The following is a 15,409-nucleotide window of genomic DNA, read 5'->3' as shown; positions in this document are numbered from 1 at the left end:
CCCCTACTTCGCAGGACCCGAACGTCTCGCGGAGGCAACAGCGGTGCCTCAGCGCAAAGTCTGCAGATAGGCGATGATCGCCTGGCGCTCTTGCGGATTGGTAACGACCACATTCATCAGGTTCCCCGGCTTGATCGCTTGGGGATTCTCCAGCCATCGATCGAGGTTCTCCGGCGTGTTCGGCAAGATCCCGCCGCCGATCGTGCTCCGGCTGGCGAAATGAGTGAGGTCGGGGCCGACGCGGCCGCGGGCGTTCGTGCCGTTGATGGCATGGCAGCCGGCGCACGTCCCTTGAAGAACGAGCTGCGCGCCGCGCTGGGCTTCTGGGGTCGTCGGCTCGGGCGCAGGCTGGGCATTGCGCCGGAGCCACTGTTCGAACTCTGCCGGCTCTTGGACGAACACGCGCAGCCGCATGTTCGCGTGCTGAAGCCCGCAAAACTCGGCGCACTGCCCTTCGTACACCCCCGTCTCCTTCGCCGTGAACCAGAGCGTGTTGACGTGGCCGGGGATGGCGTCTCGTTTCGCGGCCAGCTTCGGCACCCAATAGCTGTGGATCACGTTGTCGCTCGTGATCCGGAGAACGACGCGCCGTCCGACCGGCACGTGCAGGTCGGTCGCCGTGACGACGTTGTTGCCCGGGTAGCGGTATTCCCACCAGAACTGACGGCCGATCACTTCGATGGTCAGGACATCCGGGCCGGTCGGCACTTCGTAGGTGCGGAAGATTGTCTGGACTGTCGGCACTGCAATCCACGCCAGAACGAGCGCCGGCGCGATCGTCCAAGCGATCTCAAGCGGGGTATTCCCGTGCACCTGCGGCGGAAGCCCTTGGTTCGCCCGGCGACGGTAGCGAATGATGGCGTAAATGAGCGCGCCTTGGACAAGCACAAAGACCACGATCGCAGCCCAGATGATCTGCCAGAACAGGTCGGCGATCATCTGAGTGAAGTCGGACCGTGCGTCAAAAACGTTCTGGGGATCGGTGGAGCACGCCGAGAGGAGAAGGGCGGCGGGGATCAGGATCAGGCCTACCCGCACGGCCCCATTGCGAAACGATGTCATCTGCACCTTCCGGACATCCACGGGCGCGCGTGTGGTCCGCTCCCGTGTTCGAATGGCGGAGCCGAACGTTTCGCCGTTGCTGGCGCCCGCGGGGCCGAGCGCTAGCCTTCATGACGACACCTGCATTGTAGATCTATCGTCTGGGTGCTGCAAATCAGTCCCCGCAGTACGCGATGAAGACACTCGTCCAAACGAGGTCGTCCCCGCGCCGACATACCAACAACGGGTATTTCCTTCATAGTGTGGTCGTGTCATTGCGATGGCCGCTCGCCGGCGTTGCGGAGAAGCGGCAGGGCATCCCCTCTCGAAAAGGCCTGCGATTTGCCCGGGGCGCCAAATGTCGCAGTTGAACGGCCGCGCAATCGTCGCGTACAATGTTGACCATCTCAATCAACTACGCGCCACGAGCGGAGAGCGATGCTGCGCGTCTCGATGCGGACGGATTATGGCATGCGTGCTGCGATCGAGTTAGCTGCCCGCTTTGGGCAGCCGCCGATCTCGAGCGCCGAGGTGGCGTCACGTCAGGAGATCCCTGAGCCGTACCTCGATCAGCTGCTCGTGGCGCTCCGCAAGGCGGGGCTCGTGCGCAGCACGCGCGGCCCGCTCGGCGGACACGTCCTTGCGCGCGACCCGCGCGAAGTGAGCGTGGCCGACGTCGTCGCCGCGCTCGAGGGGCGCACTCCTCCTTCCGCCTGCTTCGATGAGCGCGGGCAGTGTCAGCTCGGGCCAAGCTGTGCTCAGCGGGAGGTCTGGGTCGAGGTCGACCGCTTGCTGTGGGACTATCTCAAGAGTGTCACGCTGGCCGACCTGGTCGCGCGCCAAGCTCGGCTCGAATCGCGTGCGATGTACTACATCTGATGGGTATGAACCGCCCTTCCGTTGCTCACTCCGTTCTCGACCTTATCGGCCGAACGCCCCTCGTCCGGCTCGGCCGGCTGTCGCCTTCGGACGGCGCGACGATCTACGGCAAGCTGGAGTCGGCAAACCCGGCAGGGAGCGTCAAGGACCGGATTGCGCTGGCGATGATCGAGGCAGCCGAAGCGTGCGGAGCGCTGAAGCCGGGCGACACTATTGTTGAGCCAACGAGCGGCAATACCGGCATCGGGCTGGCAATGGTCGCTGCGGTGAAGGGCTATCGTCTCATCCTGACGATGCCCGAGGATATGAGCCTTGAGCGCCGGCGCTTACTGGCGCGCTTCGGCGCCGAACTTGTCCTTACCCCGGCGATCGAGGGCATGACGGGTGCAGTGTACGCGGCCGAGGAGATTTGCCGCCGCGGCTCGGGCTATTTCATGCCGCAGCAGTTTGTCAATGCCGCCAATCCCGAGATCCACTACCGGACCACTGGCCCGGAGCTGGCCGCTGCCCTCGACCGGATCGATGCCTTCGTTGCCGGCGTCGGGACAGGAGGCACGATCACGGGCGTGGCGCGCTATTTCCGAGAGCAGGGGATCAAGGCGCGGATTATCGCTGTCGAGCCGGCCCGCTCGCCGGTGCTGCAAGGCGGACGTTTCCGTCCCCACGCCATTCAAGGCATCGGCGCAAGCTTCGTTCCTGGGGTCCTCGACCGAACGCTCATCGACGAGATCATCGGCGTTCGCGACGAGGACGCAATCGAGATGACGAGCCAGTTGACTCGTTACGAGGGGCTGCTCGTCGGGATTTCCTCCGGAGCGAATGTCTGGGCCGCGCGGCAGGTAGCGCGTCGTCTGCCTGCCGGCGCCTGCGTGGTGACCATCCTCTGCGATACCGGCGAACGGTACCTCACCGTCCCCTTCACCGACGAGGAACGGATCCGCCCTGACCAGAGCAAGACGGCCGCCGACGCGAGCGGCCAGGAGAAGGTGAAATGACCGTCCATGTCTATATTCCCACGAGTTTGCGGCCGCTGACGGGCAACTGCTCGACGATCGATGCGCCGGCCGGCCGCGTTGCCGACGTGCTCGCGGGGCTGACCACCCGCTTCCCCGCCATCCGCGAGCGGCTCTACGACGAGCAGGGGCGGCTGCACCGCCATGTCTCCATCTTTGTCAACGACGCCGAGATCGGGCAGCTGCAGGGAATTGAGACGCCTGTGCGCGACGGTGACCATGTCGCTGTCATTCCCGCGATCGCCGGCGGCGCGGTCGACCTCGGCATCGACTTCAGCCAGCGCCCCTTGACCTGGGGGCCGGAGCAGGTGCAGCGCTACAGCCGCCATCTCATCTTGCCTGAAATTGGGGGGGTCGGCCAGAAGAAACTGCTCCGCTCGAGGGTGCTGCTGGTCGGCGCGGGCGGTCTCGGCTCGCCGATCGCGCTCTATCTCGCCGCAGCAGGCGTCGGCACGATCGGCCTCATCGACTTCGACGACGTCGATATGTCGAACCTCCAGCGCCAGATCCTGCACCGAACAAGCACGGTCGGCATTCCCAAGGTCGAATCCGGCAAGCGCGCCATCAATGACCTGAACCCCGATGTCAATGTCATCACGCATCGCGTCCCGATCAATTCCGAGAACGCGATGGAGGTGATCCCGCAGTACGATATCGTCGTCAACGGCTGCGACAATTTCCCCACCCGCTATCTAGTCAACGACGCGTGTTACCTCCTCAACAAGCCGCTCGTTGATGGCAGCATCTTCCGCTTTGAAGGCCAGGCGACCGTCTATCTTCCCGGGCGCGGCTGCTACCGCTGCGTCTTCCCTGCTCCGCCGCCGGCGGGCGCCGTGCCCAGCTGCGCCGAAGCCGGTGTCCTCGGCGTGCTGCCGGGGATCATTGGCGTCATTCAAGCGATCGAAACCATCAAGCTGATCGTCGGCATCGGCGAGCCGCTCGTGAATCGCCTTCTCCTCTTCGACGCGTTGGAGATGAGCTTCCGCCAAGTGAAACTGCGCCGCAATCCGAACTGCCCGCTCTGCGGCGACAATCCGACGATCCACCAGCTAATTGATTACGAAGATTTCTGCGGCGTTGCTATTCCGTCGGCGCCGGCACCTGCCAGCGCATGAGGGTCCCTCCCGCGCCTGCTGAACGGCGGCTCCGCTTGCCGAGCGACATCTTCTGGGAGATGGCGCGCCACGCTCGGGAAGAAAGTCCGAAAGAGGCGTGCGGGCTCGTCGCGGGGAAAGACGGCCGACCGGTGCGGGTCTTTCGCGGGCGCAACATCGACCCGAACCCCGTCGTTCGCTATCAGATTGCGCCGCAGGACATCATCGCCTTTGACAAGGCGCTGGAGGAGCAGGGATGGGAGTGGCTCGGTATCTACCACTCCCACACCTTCTCCGAGGCGTATCCGTCGCCGACGGATATCGCCAACGCGATCACTGCCCTCAGCCCCGGCATTCTCTACCTTATCCTCTCGCTCAAGGAAGAGAATGCGGAGCAGCGGCTCGTCACGGTATCGCTCGATGACCGGATGATCCTGAGCGTGGCGGCCCGCAGGCTGGTGCCGCCGACGATTCGGGCGTTTGTCATCGACAATGGCGCGGTTGAGGAAGTGCCGATCGTCATCGAGTGACCGGGGTCGCCCGCTGCTCACTGCCACCGCAACCGTGTGGAATGACGCCTCTCCGCCGGCAGGCCGCGCCCTCCGCGTGAGCGCGACCCGCTGCGGCGCTGAGCGAAGGAGACCTGATGACGATCCCCCTTTCGCCCCAGACCCTCGTCTATGGGCTGACCCCCGCCGCCGACCCGCAGCTCGCCCCTGACGGCGCGCGCCTCCTCTACACCGTGACAACCACCGTGCCGGGGGCGCCGCCGCTGACCCAGATCTGGATGGCGACGGTCGACGGCGCTTCCCCGCGCCAGCTCACCCGGGCTGAGAAGTCGAGCGTGCTTCCCCGCTGGTCCCCCGATGGCCGCTGCATCGCGTTCGTCTCGAGCCGCGGCGACGGCAGCGCGATCTTCCTGATGGACGCTGACCATCCGGGCGAGCCGCGAGAACTGACCCGCCATCGCGTTCCCATCGCCGGGCTTACCTGGTCGCCCGACGGCACGCGCCTCGCGTATGTGGCGCCTGTGGACCCCGCCAATCCAAAGGAGGAGCCGTCCGCGGCCGACCTGCCCCCGGTTCGGGTTGTCCGTCGGATTGACTACAAGCAGGATGATCGGGGGGTGATCAACGACGTTCGCTACCAGCTGTTCCTCGTTGACGCCGCAACCGGCGAACGCCGTCAGCTTACGCGCGACCCGTTTGACCACTTCTGGCCGGCGTGGTCGCCGGACGGACAGACTATCGCGGTGCTGCAGCCCAGCCGGAACGAGATGTCCTCGCAGCTTGCTCTCGTCGCGCTCGACGGATCGGTGACGCTCGTTGGCGCAACGGTCGGCTTCGTTTCAACGTTCGCCTGGTCATTGGATGGGCGGTCGCTTCTGTTCACCGGCGACGAAACCCAGACGTGGCAGTCCGATTTCTTCCTCTACGACGTGAGCAGTGGCGCTCTTCGCCGTCTCACGCATGACCTGCGGGTGCTGCCGGATGGCGGATTTCGGACGATCGTGCCGCCAGCGCAGCCCATCTGGCTCGATGAGCGCACGGTCCTGTTCAGCGCGATCGCAGGCGGAGCGAGCGGGCTCTATACGCTCGATCTCTCAAGCGGAACCGTGCAGTGCCTTTACCAGTGGGGAGCGGCGACGGTCGGCCTGTCTGCAGATGCCGCTCGTCGGCGGCTGGCGTTCGGCTACAGCAGCTTCGAGCGGGTCGGCGAGATCGCCCTCTACGACCGAGAGAGCGGGCAGGGGAGAGTGCTCACCGACTATTCCGGTCCGGTCTTCGCCGAGGCGCCGCCCGCTCGCCATGAGCGACTGCTGGTCGAGCGGGGCGGCGTACCGATCGAAGGCTGGCTCCTCCTGCCTCCGTCGTTCGACCCCGCCCGGCGCTATCCTGTTGTGCTCGATGTGCACGGCGGACCCAACGGCTACTACGGCCCTTCGTTCAACCCTATCCAGCAGCTATTGGCGACAAACGGTTTCCTTGTCGTCATCGTCAATCCCCGCGGCTCGGCAAGCTATGGCCGCGATTTCACGATGCGGGTACTCCGCGATTGGGGAGGCGAGGATTATCTCGATCTGATGGCGGTGCTCGATCACGTTCTCGCTCGGCCATACGCCGACTCGCAGCGAGTGGGCATCTGGGGATACAGCTACGGTGGCTATATGACGGCGTGGGCGATCGGCCAGTCTGACCGCTTCAAGGCGGCAGTGTGCGGCGCTCCCTGCTTCGATCTCCGCTCGATGTACGGCACGAGCGACATCGGCCACGCGTTCGGCGACCTCCACTGGGGCGGCCCGCCGAGCGACCATGAGGCGTGGTATGCTGCCCGGTCGCCCTCCACGTTCATCCACCGCGCCACGACCCCGACGCTCATCATTCATGGCGAAGCAGACGAGCGCTGTCCTATCGGCCAGGGGGAGCAGATGTTTGTTGCGCTGAAGAAGGCGGGCTGCGAGGTCGAGTTTGTCCGCTACCCCAACTGCTCTCACGTCTTTCTGCGCACCGGGCCGCCCGCCTACCGGGCCGACCTCTACCAGCGCATCCTCGACTGGTTTCGCCGTCACCTCGGCAGCCCGGAATAGCCGCGTTCTAAAAAAGAGGAGCGACCCGCTTGGGGCCGCTCCTCACTGCAGCAGTGCGGCCTAGGATTAGGCTGCGCGCCGGACCGCTCGGTCGGGGCGGGGGCGGAAGGCGGCAACCGGCTCCGCTGCTGGCCGCTCGCGCAGCACTTCGACTTCATCGAGATAGACCGCGCCGTTGCAGCGCGCGCATCGGAGCGGCTGTCCGGGCGTCGGCCACCCTGCCGGCGCGAGCGCGCTCGGGAGGATCCGTTCGTCAATGATCCGCGCGTGGCGCGGGCTGGTCAGCCCATTCGGCGCAAACCCGATCACTTCGCCGGAAACGAATCCGCAGACATGGCATTTGATATCAGCTCGAACTTTCATCACACACCTCGCGTATCTCTCACCACTCTCCCACTCATTTCATCTAGAGCAACGTCTCAGTCGACGGTGCGGTTCCCCCTCATCCTAAGGAGGCGCGTGGAATGCGGCGGCAGCGGTCTGCCCGCGAGCGCTCGACGGCGGCAGGGTTAGGAGACGGCGGGGAGAAGGAAGTTGAGGAGGTAGGTTGCGACCTCCGCTGGCTTCTGGTCGACGATAAGGGTTTCGCCGGGAAGGAGCACGAGCGTCGCCGTCGGCAGAAGCGCTGCCGCTGCCGGCTGCTTGTCGGCCATGAAGTCATTTGCGCCGCAGAGGAAGAGCGTCGGGCAGCGGATTGCCGGCAAGAAGCGGCGGATATCGGTGTCGCTCACCGCGGCTGAGGCCCACCACGCGCGGGGGCCCGCGAGCAGCCGGTCGGTCAGTTCCCGATGGCGGACCCACGGGTCGGGGTAGGTAGAGATCCGCCAAAGGCGCCGGAGATACTCTCCGGCGAGGTCCGGCTCCCAGCCTCGGCGTGCTGCGCGCGCCCGCCGGGTGTTTTCGTCCTCAGGGTCGAAAATCGGCGCGCCCATCAGCACAAGGCGGCTCACCCGGTGCGGCGCGCGGGCTGCTATTCCCGCGGCGAAGCCGGCTCCGGTATGAAATCCGAGAAGCGCAGCGCGAGGCAGGTGAAGCGCGTCAAGCGCCTCGAGGAAAGCATCGCAGTACTCTTCGAAGCGCGGGGGAGCAGGCGGCGGGTCAGACATCCCGAAGCCGGGCGTGTCGAGCGCATAGAGGCGCAGCCGCGGAGCGAGCAACGGCGCGAGCGGCAACCACATCCGACTGGAATTGGCGGTCTGGTGCAAGAGAACGAGCGCCGGTCCCTCTTCGCCAGCGCGCCAGTAGTGCAGCTGCCCCCAGCGGATTCTGATGTAGCCCTTCTCGACCAACGCCGCCATCGCTTTTCCATGTCATTGTCGCATGATCGCGCGCGACCGCCCGCTCACCCGCTCTAGTTGCATGTCGCGCCTCGGGGCGGTGAAGCGGCTGGAAGCACGCTCTGCCGTACCGTCGTGCTGCAAGGAGAAGCGCGAGCCGCTCCGCGGGAAGACGGGCCAAGCGGAGCGGCGGCCGTGCCGGCCGCGGCAGCGGCGGCTACTTGGAGCGGGCGGACTCCGGGCGGTCGAGCGGCACGTCGGCCCACGAGAGGGGATCTTCAACCGGCTCGACGTGGGTCAAAACGTTGCAGCGGGGAATGACATTGCGGATATCGGCTTCGACTCGCTCCGCCAAGTCGTGGCCTTGCTGCACAGTCCAGCTCCCGGGGACGAGGAGGTGGACTTGGACGAACCGCCGAGAACCGGATTGCCGCGTCCGCAGCGCGTGCCATTGGACGTTCTCGGAGCGGAACCGGTCGAGCACGGCGGCGATCTTCACCCGGTCATGGGAGGGGAGGACGGTGTCCATCAGGCCGCACACCGACTGCCAAATGAGCCGGGCGCCTGTCCAAAGAATGTTTGCGGCGACAACGAGCGCGATGAGCGGGTCGATCAGGAGCCAGCCCGTGACCGCGACAGCGCCGACAGCAAGGATGACGCCGACCGAAGTGATGACATCCGTCAGCAGATGTTTTCCGTCGGCCTCGAGGGCGATCGAACTGTAGCGCTTGGCAGCCCGAAGCAGAATGACCGCTGTTCCCAAGTTGATGACGGCGGCAAGGGCTGAGATGGCGAGGCCAATCCCGAGGTCGTCAAGAGGAACGGGGTTAACGATCCGCTCGACGGCGGCCACGATGATCGAGCACGCGGCGACGACGATAAGGAGGCCTTCGAACCCGCTCGCGAAATATTCCGCTTTGTCGTGACCATGTTCGTGATCCTCGTCGGGCGGCCGCGCCGCAATTGTGAGCGCGATAAGCGCCACGACCGCGGCGACAAGGTTGACAACAGACTCGAGCGCGTCGGAGAGGAGGCCGACTGAGCCTGTGACAAGATATGCCGCGGCTTTCAAGGCGATCGTGGCCACGGCGACCACGATCGACAGGATCGCGAAACGCGCGACCGACTGGCCCATGATGCGCTACGCCTGCGCCGGGATGAGCATCGGAAGGGAGACCTGCGCTTCGAAGTCGCGGTAGCGCTCCCACACGGCGCGCGCCTCATCGAACACGAGATCAGCGCGGCCGTTCGCGAAGAGCGTTTCGGCAACGCGGAAGAGAATGTACTCGCGCATTGCCGGATGAGGGAGCAGCGGAGTTGAGTTCCATCGGTAGCTGCCTTCAGGCAGCTGCGCGAGCTGGCTGGGAATGTACGACTCGGTGAACTCGCTCCGCTCGGTGAACCCATGGGTGAAGAGCAGGGTCTTGCCCGTTTGGAGCAGTTCGCGGGCGAGCGGCAGCGTCTCATCCTTCGGGTTGATTGAAGCGCGCCGAACGTCGAAGAAGATGCCCCGCTTGCGGATGATACTCAGCATCTCGTCGGCCGAGCCGTCATGGAGACGGCGCCCGCTGGGGGTGAACTCACCGTGGGTGACGTAGATCCCGATTTCGTTCGCGGGGTCTTGGCTGATCTCGAGCAGCCGCGACTGCGTGACATCGGCGAGCAGCGGGTGCGCCTCCATCAGCTTCGAAGGGTAGATCGTCGCCTCGGTTGTCACGGGGTAGAACTCGTACTTCAGCCGCCCCGGCTTCAGCCCCATCTCGACATACGCTTTGCCGACTTCCTTGTTGTTCGAGAGGGGATAGAGGATGACCGCGACAATGACCGTCACCTTCTGCTGGTTGAGCCATTCAACGGCAGGCTGGAGATGTCGGCCAGCCTGGATGAAGCCATGGCGGGTCGGGACAGGAAACTGCATCTCCTCGATATAGCGCTGAACGTCCAAATTGCTCGGCGAGTCCTCTTCTCCTGTGCCGTGCGTCATTGTCAAGATACCAAGGCGATCCACCATCTCTCCGCTCTCGTTTCCTTCCGCCGCGAGACGTGTCACTTCTCGCTCATGCTGCAACCCCATCATCTCGCTATTGAGAAATTTCGTCAAGCCTTGTGGGAAAAGTTGCTCGCTTCTATCGATAGATTCATGCCTTCTCGCTTCCCGCTTTAGATGCCTCAAAATTGCCGCGCACGAAGCCTCTCCTCCTAGCGCCTTGGGCTACCTTGACCGTCTTCGACGCGCGTCGTGATCCTGGACTGTCCAGCCGCTTCAGCCGCGGCGACGGACGTCCGCTGGGACTGAAGCGTTTCGCTCTTCCGGCGCACCCCGTGACGGGCGCGAAAGCTCCCGCAGGGGCGCAGAAATTCAGCCCGGCCCACACGCTGCGCAGCCTGGGTGTCCTCCCGAGAAGGCCGGGCGGCGTGCGCGCTTTCCCGTCGTCAGGCGCGCGTTCGCCGGTGCTGCCCCTGGTGCGTGAAGGCCGTCTTCGCGCCGGCAGACCGCCGTGCGTTGCGGCGAGGCGCCGGCGCTCGGATCGCGCCTCCCCGTCGCGATGAGGTCATGCAATCACTCGTTCAGCGATCAGCTGAGCGATGCGCGCCCGGTCGAGGCCGAGCAGCGCTCCGAGCACCCACTCCGTATCTGCTCCTAAGCGGGGAGCGGGCGCGCCGATGCGGCGCGGCAGCGAGCCGAACACCCAAGGCAGGCCGGCCATCTGGCGGGGACCGGTTTCAGGATGGTGATCGATCCCGAAGAAGGCGCGGGCATGAAGGTGGGGGTCGCTTGCGAGGTCGGCACAGGTCGCCGCCGGCGCGGCAGGAACGCCGTGGGTCTGCAGCCAGTGGAAGGCCTCCTCAGGCGAGCGCTGCCGTGTCCACCGCTCGACGATGCGGTCGAGGTCAGCGCGCCGTTCCCAGCGCTGGAAGGGGTCGGCAAACGCGTCGTCCTCCAGATCAGGGTCGCGCAGCGCGGCGCGAAGACCGTGCCACGCGGTCTCATCGGTCACGGCGATCGCAATCCAGCGGTCTTGCCCGGCGCAGGGGTAGATCCCGTGCGGCGCTGCGCCGACCTCCTCGTTGCCGCGGCGAGGCGGCTGGCGGCCGTTCATCGTCGTCTCGGCGATCTGATCCCCGAGGAACGCGATCGCCGCCTCCGCTTGGGCAAGGTCGATGAACTGCCCTTCTCCAGTTTCAGCGCGATGCAGGAGCGCAGCGAGGATGGCAAGTGCAGCGGTATACCCCGCGACCGGGTCTGGCCAGGCGAGGTTCATCGACTGCGGTTCGCCGCCCGGGTAGCCGTGCAGCATGACGAGGCCGCTGAAGGCGGTGAGCGGCGTTCCATAGGCGACGTAGTGACGGTCCGGACCAGTCGCTCCGTAGCCGGAAATTGAGACGAGGATGATGTCTGGCCGGACCTCGCGGAGAGAGGCGTAGCCGAGACCGAGCCGGTCGAGGACGCCGGGGCTGAAGTTTTCGACAACGACGTCGCTGACCCGGATCAGGTCGCAGGCGAGCGCGCGTCCGGCAGCCGTCTGCAGGTCGAGCGTGCAGGACCGCTTGCCCCGGTTGACGGCATTGAAATAGCCGGAACGGTTGATCCCGCCGACCCGGTCTGCCATCGGGGGCAGCTGGCGAACGATGTCGAGCCGTTTGCTCGTCTCGATCTTGATCACCTCCGCACCCATCTCGGCCAAGATCATCGTTGCGAAAGGTCCAGCATGCACCCACGAGAAATCCGCGATGCGCACGCCTTCGAGCGGCAGCGCGCTCATACGACGACGCCTCCCGCGGCGAGCGCCGCAATCTCGGCCGGCTGGTAGCCGAGCGCCGCAAGCACCTCGCCGGTGTGCTCGCCGAGAAGCGGCGGCCGCCGCAGGACGGGCGGCGTCGCCGCCATCTGGATCGGCGACCGCGGAAGGCGGACCTCCCCCGCCACCGGGTGCGCCACCCGCGGAAACGCCGCGCGAGCGAGGAGGTGGGTGTTGCGCAGCACCTCTTCGAAGGTGTAGGCCGGGGCGTGGGGAATACGGCGCGCTTGGGCCTCGCGAAAGATCGTTTCCTTATCGTGCTGGAGGGTCCATTCCAGCAGGAGCGGCTCGAGCGCATCCCAGTTTGCCCCGCGCGTGAAGCGGTCGCGAAAGAGGTCGAACTGCGCCCAGTCCGGCGAGCCCATCATCTCGACAAACGCTTGCCAGTGATGCTCCTCCGAGCATTGCAGCCACACCCAGCCGTCGCGGCAGCGCATAAGGCAGATCGGGGCACTGTCCGGCAGCGCCGGCTGTCCCACAACGTGACCTTGATACGTCCAATGAGCGAAGCTGGGGCCGAGCGCCGCGAGCACGGCTTCCTGCATCGAGACATCCACGGTATCGCCTGCGCCGCTTCTGGCGCGATGAAAGACGGCGAGCAGAGCGCCGAGCGCAGCGACGAGGCCAGTGAGGAAGGCAGCTTGGTTGCCGGGGGGACGAAGAGGCGGAAGAGTGCGGTGGACATCGGCGAAGGCGCGCGGCCGCGCGATATATGCCAGCCCCGACGCTGCCGCGCCGATCAGGTCGTCCCCTCGATAGGCGCGGTTCGGCCCCGTGCGGCCGAAGGGTGTCACCGAGACGATGATCAAGCGAGGGAAGCGGCGCCGCAGCTCGGCCGAACTGAGGCCCCGCGCTGCAAGCCATCCCTCCGCGGTGTCCTCAATCAGGATGTCGGCCTCGGCGACGAGCCGCTCGAAGAGGAGGCAGCCGGTTTCTGTCTCAAGGTTGAGAACGACGCTCCGCTTGCCCGTGTTGAGGTAGATGAACGGGCCGCTTCGCTCTGTCCCCGGCCGGTCGCCGGCGAAGGGCGGCTGGCGCCGCAGCCGGTCGCCGCCGGGAGGCTCGACCTTCAGCACGTCGGCGCCGAGGTCGGCGAGCAGCTTGCCGGCAAAGGGCGCGGCGATCCCTTGGCCATACTCCACAATGCGGAGCGCAGCGAGTGACCCGCTCATTGGCGGAAGCCTAGCGGATCGTCGGCAACGGTGAACGGATATTCAGCATCATGGCGGGAGGGAGACGATGCAGCGCGCGACGGTCGAAGACCTGGGAAGGGGAGTGCACCTCTTCCGCTGGCCGATTGGGTTTTATGCCAGCCTCTTTCTCGTCACCAGCGAAGGAGTGGTCGCTGTCGACCCGATCAATCCGACGGCTGCTCAGGCGTTCCGCGCCGCGATCCGCAGCGTGACGACTGCGCCCATCATCGCCGTCATCTACAGTCATGACCATCGCGATCATATCGGCGGCGCATCGGCGCTCGCGCCCGGCGCAGCGATCATCGCACACCCGAACGCCGCGAAGCGGATCGCCTCTCGCGGCGACCGGGATATCGTTGCGCCAACGCGACTCGTTCAGGATGAGGAAGAGCTGCGCTTCGGCACCCATCGGATTGGCGTCCGGTACTTCGGCCCCAATCACTCGGCCTCGAATATCGGGCTGATCCTCGAGACAGACGGCGGGCGGCTGCTGCTGTTCAGCGACCTCGTTGAGCCTGGTCTCGCCCCTTACCGAAATCTGCCGGACACCGATTTCGCCGGGCTCCTCCATACGCTTGACTGCTGCATCGCCCTGAACGCCGACCTCGTTCTCGGCGGTCACGCGGGTCCAGACCGCGCCGAGTGGATTGGCTGGAACCGCAGCTTCTATGCCGACCTGCTCGCAGCAACGGCGCGGCTCTACGCCGCGGTCGATGGTCAGACCCCGCTCCCAGGCGAGGACGGCGTCGCGATGACCGAACGCATCTGGAGGTCGGTCTGCATGGGCGCGGCCGACGCGCTCCGCCCGAAGTACGGACGGTGGCGCGGGTTCGACGCGTGGGCACCCCACACCGCCGACCGCGTCCTGAGTTATCTCATCACGGGCAACTGACTGGGGGTTTCGCCACGGGGCGGAGCGGCCGAAGAGTGCGCCCGCGCGGCGGGGAGCGCCCAGCTGGAGAACGCGCGCCCGCCCTCCAGTCGCCCGCACGGGCGCGCGGTGCCGGCGTCGCCCTACGCCGGAACGGGCTCGCGCTTGGCGCTGAAGAGGGCGTCCGGCCGCCGCAGATACTGACCGTCCGGCTTCCCAACTACTTTGCCGCGGTCGAACATCACCTTGCCGGCGCGGATTGTCTGAACGGGCCACCCCTTGAGGTGATAGCCCTCGAACGGGGTGTGGTCTTGCGCCGAAAGGAGCAGTTCGGTGTGCACGGTCTGCTCCAACTCGGGGTCGACGACCGCGAAGTCTGCATCCGAGCCGATTGCGATCGTGCCTTTGCGCGGGTAGAGGCCGTAGTTCCGTGCCGGCTGAGCGCTCACCAGTTCCGCGACGCGCGCGAGCGGCAGTCCGCGCTTGTGGTAGCCTTCGGAGACCATCACCGGGTAGATCAAGCTCGTGCCGCCGAAGCCCGGCTGGGCCTCCCAGACCCCTCCTTGCTTCATCTCAAACATGCAGCAGGCATGGTCCGACACCACTTGGTCGATATCCCCGCGCAGAACGCCGGCCCAGAGCGCCTCGTTGTCTTCCTTTGTTCGGATGGGCGGATTCACCTTGGCGCTCTCGATCCCGCCGTGCGCCGTTTCAAAGGTCAAGCAGAGATGATGGAGGGTGGTCTCAAGTTGAATGTCGAGCGAGGGATAGTCCAGCCGCGCCTTCATCCCGCCCTGCAGTGCCTCGGCGCTCGAGAGGTGGAGCAGGTTGATCGGACACTGGGTCACATCGGCAAGCAGCGCCGCCTCGGCGATCGCCAGCCGCTCTTGGAACGGCGGCCGCGCCCGGTGATACGCTTCGAGCCCTTGAAGGCCGAGTTCCTTCACCTCATCGATCATCGTCCGGATGATCTCAGCATGCTCGGCGTGGAGAGAGAGGCTGATCCGCTGCTTGTATTTCAGCTTGGCGCGAACGACCGCCTGCATGTAGCGGTAGAGATGACCGAGGTCATAGACATCGCTCATGGTGTACGACAGCCCAGCTGTCGATGAGGCAGAGAGGTTAAGCCCCTTGTAGAACATGAAGTACTTGAACGAGGCGACCCCCATCTCGCCCACGAGCCAGTCGATCTCCTCGATCTGGGCGCTCGTCATGATACCGATGTGATACCCGTAATCGGTGTAGGCGTGTCCCGCGGTCGCCTCGAGCACCTCAGGATAGATCTCGCGATAGGGCCCGGTCTTGTCGAGGTAGTGGTGACCCGTGCGGAAGTAGCTGAGGATTGAAGTCACCCCACCGACCAGCGCGGACATCGTCTCGCTCTCCGCATCGACCGAGATCGGCCGGTAGATCCCGATATGGAAGTGCGAGTCGACGGCGCCTGGGAAGACGAGCTTCCCTTTCGCATCGACGACTTGGTCCGCTTCGGAAGGAGCGATGGCGTCATGGATAGCGACGATCTTCCCGTCGCGCGCTGCGACATCGGCTCGAACCGGCCCGACAAAGGGGATGACGAGGGTACCGTTCAAGATCGCGAGATCGTACTTCGCCATGGTCTCTTCCTCTACCGAACGCTTGCCGCTTTTCCCGGCGG

General features: G+C 65.6%; 14 protein-coding genes. 6 read left to right on the top strand and 8 right to left on the bottom strand.

Annotation, left to right across the window (positions count from 1 at the left end; all coding sequences use genetic code 11):
- Positions 1-48 precede the first annotated feature (48 nt).
- A complete protein-coding gene (coxB, locus tag NZ773_01610; protein ID MCS6800627.1) occupies positions 49-1,062 on the bottom strand; it encodes a cytochrome c oxidase subunit II in 1,014 nt (337 codons plus the stop codon).
- Between the two features lie 417 nt (positions 1,063-1,479).
- On the opposite strand from coxB, the gene NZ773_01605 reads away from it, so the two are divergent.
- The 5 genes from NZ773_01605 (at position 1,480) to NZ773_01585 (ending at position 6,614) form a co-directional block, all read left to right on the top strand.
- Positions 1,480-1,920: an Rrf2 family transcriptional regulator gene (locus tag NZ773_01605; protein ID MCS6800626.1), complete on the top strand. Its 441-nt coding sequence runs from the start codon at positions 1,480-1,482 to the stop codon at positions 1,918-1,920.
- 5 nt (positions 1,921-1,925) lie between these two features.
- Positions 1,926-2,915 carry a cysteine synthase A gene (cysK, locus tag NZ773_01600; GenBank protein MCS6800625.1) on the top strand — a complete coding sequence of 330 codons (990 nt, stop codon included), beginning with the start codon at positions 1,926-1,928 and terminating at the stop codon, positions 2,913-2,915.
- Complete coding sequence (gene moeB / locus NZ773_01595; GenBank protein MCS6800624.1) at positions 2,912-4,048, top strand: molybdopterin-synthase adenylyltransferase MoeB; 1,137 nt, start codon at positions 2,912-2,914, stop codon at positions 4,046-4,048. The genes cysK and moeB overlap by 4 nt, the downstream gene beginning before the upstream one ends.
- Positions 4,045-4,557 carry a M67 family metallopeptidase gene (locus NZ773_01590; GenBank protein ID MCS6800623.1) on the top strand — a complete coding sequence of 171 codons (513 nt, stop codon included), beginning with the start codon at positions 4,045-4,047 and terminating at the stop codon, positions 4,555-4,557. Before moeB ends, NZ773_01590 begins: the two co-directional genes overlap by 4 nt.
- Before the next feature lie 116 nt (positions 4,558-4,673).
- The gene (locus tag NZ773_01585) at positions 4,674-6,614 is read left to right on the top strand and encodes a S9 family peptidase (protein MCS6800622.1); all 1,941 of its coding nucleotides are present in this window, start codon (positions 4,674-4,676) and stop codon (positions 6,612-6,614) included.
- Between the two features lie 66 nt (positions 6,615-6,680).
- Here NZ773_01585 and NZ773_01580 read toward each other — a convergent pair whose 3' ends face one another.
- The 6 genes from NZ773_01580 to NZ773_01555 form a co-directional block, all read right to left on the bottom strand.
- Complete coding sequence (locus tag NZ773_01580) at positions 6,681-6,977, bottom strand: hypothetical protein (protein MCS6800621.1); 297 nt, start codon at positions 6,975-6,977, stop codon at positions 6,681-6,683.
- A gap of 146 nt (positions 6,978-7,123) precedes the next feature.
- On the bottom strand, positions 7,124-7,912 hold the full coding sequence (locus tag NZ773_01575; protein MCS6800620.1) for an alpha/beta hydrolase: 789 nt from the start codon (positions 7,910-7,912) through the stop codon (positions 7,124-7,126).
- Between the two features lie 196 nt (positions 7,913-8,108).
- Positions 8,109-9,026 (bottom strand): cation diffusion facilitator family transporter, encoded by a 918-nt coding sequence (locus NZ773_01570; protein ID MCS6800619.1) that lies wholly within the window; start codon positions 9,024-9,026, stop codon positions 8,109-8,111.
- Positions 9,027-9,032: 6 nt separating this feature from the next.
- On the bottom strand, positions 9,033-9,941 hold the full coding sequence (locus tag NZ773_01565; protein ID MCS6800618.1) for a hypothetical protein: 909 nt from the start codon (positions 9,939-9,941) through the stop codon (positions 9,033-9,035).
- A gap of 502 nt (positions 9,942-10,443) precedes the next feature.
- A complete protein-coding gene (locus NZ773_01560; protein ID MCS6800617.1) occupies positions 10,444-11,655 on the bottom strand; it encodes a CoA transferase in 1,212 nt (403 codons plus the stop codon).
- Positions 11,652-12,863, bottom strand: coding sequence for a CoA transferase (locus NZ773_01555; GenBank protein MCS6800616.1), 1,212 nt, complete (start codon positions 12,861-12,863; stop codon positions 11,652-11,654). The genes NZ773_01560 and NZ773_01555 overlap by 4 nt, the downstream gene beginning before the upstream one ends.
- A gap of 67 nt (positions 12,864-12,930) precedes the next feature.
- Here NZ773_01555 and NZ773_01550 point away from each other — a divergent pair, with 67 nt between their 5' ends.
- Positions 12,931-13,776 (top strand): MBL fold metallo-hydrolase, encoded by an 846-nt coding sequence (locus tag NZ773_01550; protein ID MCS6800615.1) that lies wholly within the window; start codon positions 12,931-12,933, stop codon positions 13,774-13,776.
- Between the two features lie 122 nt (positions 13,777-13,898).
- Here the strand turns inward: NZ773_01550 and NZ773_01545 are convergent, their stop codons facing one another.
- Positions 13,899-15,368 carry a dihydroorotase family protein gene (locus tag NZ773_01545; protein MCS6800614.1) on the bottom strand — a complete coding sequence of 490 codons (1,470 nt, stop codon included), beginning with the start codon at positions 15,366-15,368 and terminating at the stop codon, positions 13,899-13,901.
- Between the last annotated feature and the right edge of the window lie 41 nt (positions 15,369-15,409).

This window comes from Dehalococcoidia bacterium, from assembly GCA_025054935.1.
Lineage (GTDB): Bacteria > Chloroflexota > Dehalococcoidia > SpSt-223 > SpSt-223 > JANWZD01.
This window is presented reverse-complemented; position numbering and strand designations above follow the sequence as displayed.